5 protein-coding genes are annotated in these 5,578 nt (G+C 61.9%); 2 read left to right on the top strand and 3 right to left on the bottom strand.

The window, feature by feature from the left end; translation table 11 throughout:
- Positions 1-93: 93 nt before the first annotated feature.
- Together bfr and AC27KI_RS17850 are read right to left on the bottom strand one after the other, a co-directional pair.
- Entirely contained in the window at positions 94-570 is a 477-nt protein-coding gene (gene bfr, locus AC27KI_RS17855) for a bacterioferritin (RefSeq protein ID WP_487115040.1), read from the bottom strand.
- Between the two features lie 92 nt (positions 571-662).
- A complete protein-coding gene (locus AC27KI_RS17850; protein ID WP_487115038.1) occupies positions 663-848 on the bottom strand; it encodes a hypothetical protein in 186 nt (61 codons plus the stop codon).
- Between the two features lie 277 nt (positions 849-1,125).
- Between AC27KI_RS17850 and AC27KI_RS17845 the strand changes: the two genes are divergently transcribed.
- Both AC27KI_RS17845 and AC27KI_RS17840 read left to right on the top strand, forming a co-directional pair.
- Positions 1,126-2,718, top strand: a complete 1,593-nt coding sequence (locus AC27KI_RS17845) for a Fic family protein (protein ID WP_487088914.1) — start codon at positions 1,126-1,128, stop codon at positions 2,716-2,718.
- An 18-nt stretch (positions 2,719-2,736) separates the two neighbouring features.
- Positions 2,737-3,141: a hypothetical protein gene (locus AC27KI_RS17840; RefSeq protein ID WP_487088912.1), complete on the top strand. Its 405-nt coding sequence runs from the start codon at positions 2,737-2,739 to the stop codon at positions 3,139-3,141.
- A gap of 63 nt (positions 3,142-3,204) precedes the next feature.
- On the opposite strand, the gene AC27KI_RS17835 is transcribed toward AC27KI_RS17840, so the two are convergent.
- Entirely contained in the window at positions 3,205-5,370 is a 2,166-nt protein-coding gene (locus tag AC27KI_RS17835) for a TonB-dependent receptor (protein ID WP_487088910.1), read from the bottom strand.
- Positions 5,371-5,578: the final 208 nt, after the last annotated feature.

Here is a 5,578-nt window from a genome sequence, read left to right as displayed (position 1 = left end):
GGCAATGAAAACGCCGGCGTGGGGCTTGAACGGCTTGGAAAAAAGAAAAGCGCGCACACCGCCCTGGCGTGCGCGCCTTGGCCGGGCGCAGGATCAGTCCGCGGAGGCCGATTGTGTTTGCAGGTAGTTCTGCAGGCCGACCTTGTCGATCAGGCCGATCTGCTTTTCCAGCCAGTAGGCGTGGTCTTCCTCGGTGTCGCGCAACTGGGCGAGCAGCAGGTCGCGGCTCACGTAGTCCTGCACGCTTTCGCACAGGGCCATGCCTTGCTGCAGCGCGGCGCGCACTTCGTATTCGGTGGCCAGGTCCTTGCGCAGCATCTCGGGCACCGTGGTGCCGGGGGTGAATTCCTTCGGGCGCATGTCGGGCATGCCGCCCAGGAAGAGAATGCGCCGCAGCAGCGCGTCGGCGTGCTGGGTCTCTTCCTGCATTTCATGGTCGATCCGCGTGTAGAGCTTCACGAAGCCCTGGTCTTCGTAGAGGCGCGAATGGATGAAGTATTGATCGCGCGCGGCCAGTTCGCCGCGCAGCAGGTCCTTGAAATAATCGATGACCTGTGGGTTTCCCTGCATGTGTTTTCCTTGGAATCAGGGCAGGAGTATCGCGCGGCCACCCGGCCCGCGGGTGAAAGCCCCCGGGCCGGCGCTCTGCATGCGTACCGGGATCAGAAGCGTTCGCGTTGGGGGTGCTTTGATGATGATAGCGCTCGGCGTTGATGGATCCGATCGGTATTTCGTGCATCGATGCTCAATTGCAGGAAAAGATGCTCGACTTTCAACAAGGAGATGTGCTGCCAATTCGTCAAGCGAGAGTAATTCGTTATTTTTGCCATTGCTTCGCGCTCGATCATTGGGTTTCCTTTGCATTTTTTAAGATGATTTAACGAATTGCTATGGAGTCCCCTAATGAAGTCATCGCCCATTGATTCATCATCACGTCGTGGTAACCCGACTGCATCAGGGGAAGGGCCGAGTACCCAACGCCCGCCTCTCAGGCATCGGGCTGCGCTCCATCGCCCATCTGATTTGCCTCCACGCGTCGAGGGCAACTCATCGAGTTCCAGTTCGTCTGCTCCAAGAAAGGCATTTGCGTTTCAGCCCCGTGGACCTGCGCTGGATCGGCGAAGGATGACGGAAATTGCCGAGCGGGTCGCATCCGAGCCGGGGTCTACCCTGATGATGTCTCCCTCGATAAGGGGTCGATCGGGCAGGGCGGAAATCAGGCCAGTATTGCCGCAGAGCAAGAGCGAGCAAAGGGAAATGCTCCAAGATTTTTTGACGAATTGGTCAGGTCCCCAGTCGGTAAAAACCAAAATTCTCAAAGCCCACGAGGAGGAGTCCTTCGTTCTAGACTTGGAAGGGAAACATCTGAGCAGTCTTCCGGATGGGCTTTTCTTGCTGCCACATTTGGGAAACCTCATTGTGAATGGCAACCCTTCACTCAAAAATTTGCCGCCCGATCTGGCTTACGCCCCCGCATTGGCCCGCATCCAGGCAAACGATTGTGACCTGCATGAGTTGCCGGAAAATATCGGTCAGGCGGGGGAGTTGGTCATGCTGGAGATTAAAAATAACGGCCAATTGACCGAACTCCCTGCATCGATGGCGGATTTGAAAAAATTCGAGGTGATCGAGGCAACCCGTTGTAATTTGGTGGTCTTGCCGGAAGGCGGGATGGGTCCAAAAATCCGGCAAATCGATCTCTCTAATAATCCGAGGCTCAGCCATTTACCGGAGAAATTAGGCGAGAGCCCCAATATTGAACATCTGGAATTGAAAGGTTGCTCGCTCTCGAGCATTCCTTCTGGTATTGGTGCCCTCCCAAAGCTGAAGTCGCTGAACTTAGCGGACAACGCGGCCATGCAGCAGCTTCCACCAGGCCTGAACTTCAAAAAGGTGCATGTCGGCACGCGAGGCACGCAGATCCGCCTGATGGACTTGGTTTTAAACCAACCCATCAGTCCGCCTGTGCGCAAAGAGCAAGACGCCAAACTCAAGCACGTGCAAAAGCACTGGGGAACGATCCAGAAGCTGATCGAAACCGGCGGCGCTAGAGTGGCACAGAAGGCAGAGGCCGCCCGCTTGGAAGTGGACCAGGGCAGGGCCGGTCTCTCCAATACCGCGCAATCAACACCACTGGCAGGGCGCAATTGGAAGGCCGCCAATCATCAAATCAAAGAATGGATCGGCCAGCACCAGCCGTTGGATACCGACCATCTGAAGCGCCTGAATGCGATGCTGGGCAAGGACACCGATCCTTTCAATGACCCCGATGCTTATGAAAAACTTGGCGCTCGCTTTGGGGAGTTTCGTCGGCAACCGACTGGTTTTCCCCAGGGGGGCTCTGCAGCTGCTGTAGTGGACGAGCGAGAAGTGGGTGCGGAGATGGCTCAGTTTGATGAATGGTTTGAACAGGCGTCTGCTCAGGTGGCTCAAGGCAGAATGAGTCCCGCTGAATTGTCTGCTGCGACAGTGCAGCGCCTTGTCAGCATTCACCCGTTCCCCGATGCCAACGGTCGCACGACGCGGCTTGCGGGCGACTGGGTATTGATGAGCTATGGACTGCCGCCCGTCAACAGCCCGCAACGTCCAATCATCGTGTTTTCCAGCGGACGCAATCCAAACGGTCCCGACGATGCTTTGGCCTGGACAGTCGAGGGGATGACAAAGACCGTCGAGATTTACGAAAAACATTTGGGATTGAAAACCTCAAGGCGTTAGAACTCACCATATCCAAAGATGCCTTTTGACAAACCCGTCTCCGCACGGCGTGTCCTGCGCAGCACTTTGGTGCTTTGTTTTGTCTCCACCGCTGCGATGGCGCACGCTGGAGGAGCAGGTATCTACCGCTTGGACTGGCCCTACCGCGGCGAAGTGCTCAACTACCGCTCCTGCGGCTGCGCCGACGCATGCTGGGTGGCCGAAGTTCGGATTCAGCGGACAAAGGTCTTGAAAGCCCGGTTGCGGTGCGACTGCGAGTCCCTGCGCTACGCCCGCTCCACGAGTCCGTCCAAAGAAACGGCGCTGGGGAATTGCGAAACCATCAACCGCAGTGGAAGCAAAGCGGAAGCGATCCGCGAAAAGCTGGAGCAGATTCTGCACCCCACCGGCGCGCATCGAGGTTTAGCGTCCTCTGCACCATGAGGCTGACACGGCAACGCCGGCGGCGTTGTTCGGGCCTCTGATTTCCTGCCAGGCAACCTAGCGTCAGAAATCCACAGCCGCCGACAGCATCAGCGTGCGTGGCGCACCCACGGTCACGTAGTTGCTGACCACCCAGTAGTTCTTGTCAAACGCGTTTTCCAGGCTGGCGCGCAGCACCACGGGCTTGCCGGAGACCTTGGTGGCGTAGCGGGCGCCGATGTCCAGGCGCGTCCAGTTGCCCACGCGCAGGCGGTTGGCGGCGTCGGCATAGACCGGCGAGGTGTGGATGACGCGGCCGTTCAGGCTCAGGCCCTGCACCCAGGGGGTGTCCCAGTCCAGGCCCAGGTTGAAGGTGCGGTCCGGCACGCCGGCGGCGTTGTTGCCCTGGTTCAGGCCGCCTGCGGTGCGCGTGAGCTTGGCGTCGTTGAAGGCGGCGCTGGCCATCAGGCGCAGGCCGCGCTGGACTTCGCCGTAGGCCGTCAGCTCCAGGCCGCGGTTGCGCTGCTCGCCGCCGAAGCTGTACACATTGGTGACCGGGTCGGTGACCGCGCCGGGCTTCTTGATCTGGTAGATGGCGGCCTGCGTGGTGAGCTGGCCCCAGTCCACTTTCACGCCCACTTCGTGCTGCTTGGATTTTTGCGGAGCGAAGGTCTCGCCGGCGTTGGCGGTGGTGACCCCGGCGGTGGCACCGCGGGTGAGGCCTGCGGTGTAGTTGGCATAGACCGAGATGTTCCTCGCGGGCTTGAACACCACGCCCGCCAGGGGCGTCACGGCGCTCTTGTCGTAGCGGCTGGTGGAGACGCCGGTGGTGGGCGTGAAGTTTTCCTGCTCCATGGTCTGGTGGCGCAGGCCCAGGGTCACCAGCAGGCGGTCGTCGAGGAAGGCCATGGTGTCGGCCAGGGCCAGGCTCGACTGGTCGGTGACCGAGCTTTTGCCGGGTGCGCCGCGCGCCACGGTCATGGCGGGCAGGGGCGAGGGGTTGTACAGGTTGGAGGCGTTGGTCGTGGCCGAGGTGGCGTAGAAGTAGCCCGTTTCCTGGTTGAGGTAGTTCGCGCCCAGCGCCAGCGTGTGGCCGACGCTGCCGGTCTTGAAGCGCGTGCGCAGGCCGACGTCGGCGGCCTTGGACTTCGTGTACTGGTCGTAATAGGCGTTCGACACGCGGAAGTTGCCCAGCGCGTCGGGCCGGCCGCTGGGGAAGGTCTGCTCGTAGTCCATGTCCATGTAGCCCAGGCTGCCGTAGACGGTGGTGCGGTCGTTCAGGTCGTGCTCCAGGCGCGACATGACCGTCTTCACGTTGTCCTGCAGCTTCGTGCCGGGGTAGAAGTTGAGCCGCGCGTCGGGCACGGCCGGCACCGAGGTGGCCGTGCCGGCGAAGTTGATCTGGGGCCGGAATTCCTTGGTTTCGCCGCGCGTGGCGAAGGCGTCCAGCGACCAGCGCGTGCGGGCGCCGGCGTAGTCCAGGCCGACCGAGCCCAGGCCCAGGTTCTGCTTGCCGCCGTCGATGTTGCCCTCGCCGCCGCGCACCAGGCCGTTCACGCGCACGCCCCACTGGTTGTCTTCGCCGAAACGGCGGCCCACGTCCAGGTGGGTGCCGAACTGCGCCTTGCCCATGTAGGTGGTGGTCAGCCGCGTGAGCGGCACGTCCGCCGCGCGCTTGGTCACCACGTTGATGCTGCCGCCGACGCTGCCGCTCGGGCCCACGCCATTGGTCAGCGCGCCGGGGCCCTTGAGCACTTCGACGCGCTCGATGGTCTCCAGCGGGATGCTGGTGGACGGCGCCAAGCCGAACAGCCCGTTCATGCTGATGTCGCTGTTGGACAGGGTGAAGCCCCGCACCTGGAAGTCGTCGCCGAAGCCGCCGCGCGAGGTGAGCGTGCGCACCGAGGCGTCGTTCATCACCACGTCCGCCACGGTCCGTGCCTGCTGGTTGTCGATCAGCTCCGAGGTGTAGTTGGTGGTGCTGAACGGCACGTTCATCAGGTCGGTGTTGCCCAGGATGCCGAGGTTGCCGCCGCGCGCGAACTGGCCGCCCGAATAGGTCTTTTGCAGGCCGCCGATGGCCTCGGCCTGGTCGGAGACGACCACTTCGTCGAGCGCCGTCCGGGCGGCGGTCTGCGCGCCGGCGCCGGTGGCGGCGATCAGAAGCCCTGCGCCGACGCAATGGCGGACAAGGCGGGCGAGCGGGGTGGGGGCGAATCGGGGTTCTGCGCGGCAGGCGTGTCGGTGCATGGTGTTCAGGAGCGGGCTTTGCGGCCGGTGGGCCGGGGTCCGTGGCCAGGCCGTGAAGGGCCGGGAGAGGACCGCCGGGCGGCGGAAAGCGGTTAGAAGAATGAGAAGCGTTATCAATTATGAAGTCACCGCCACGGGCTGATCGGGGTCGTCGGCCGGGCGCGTGGGATTGGTGCTATCAATTAAATAGCGTCGAAGGCAATCAAAA

The organism is Acidovorax sp. KPB24-03 (assembly GCF_057546605.1).
The sequence above is the reverse complement of the archived record's forward strand: the minus strand, read 5'-3'. Positions and strand labels throughout refer to the sequence as shown.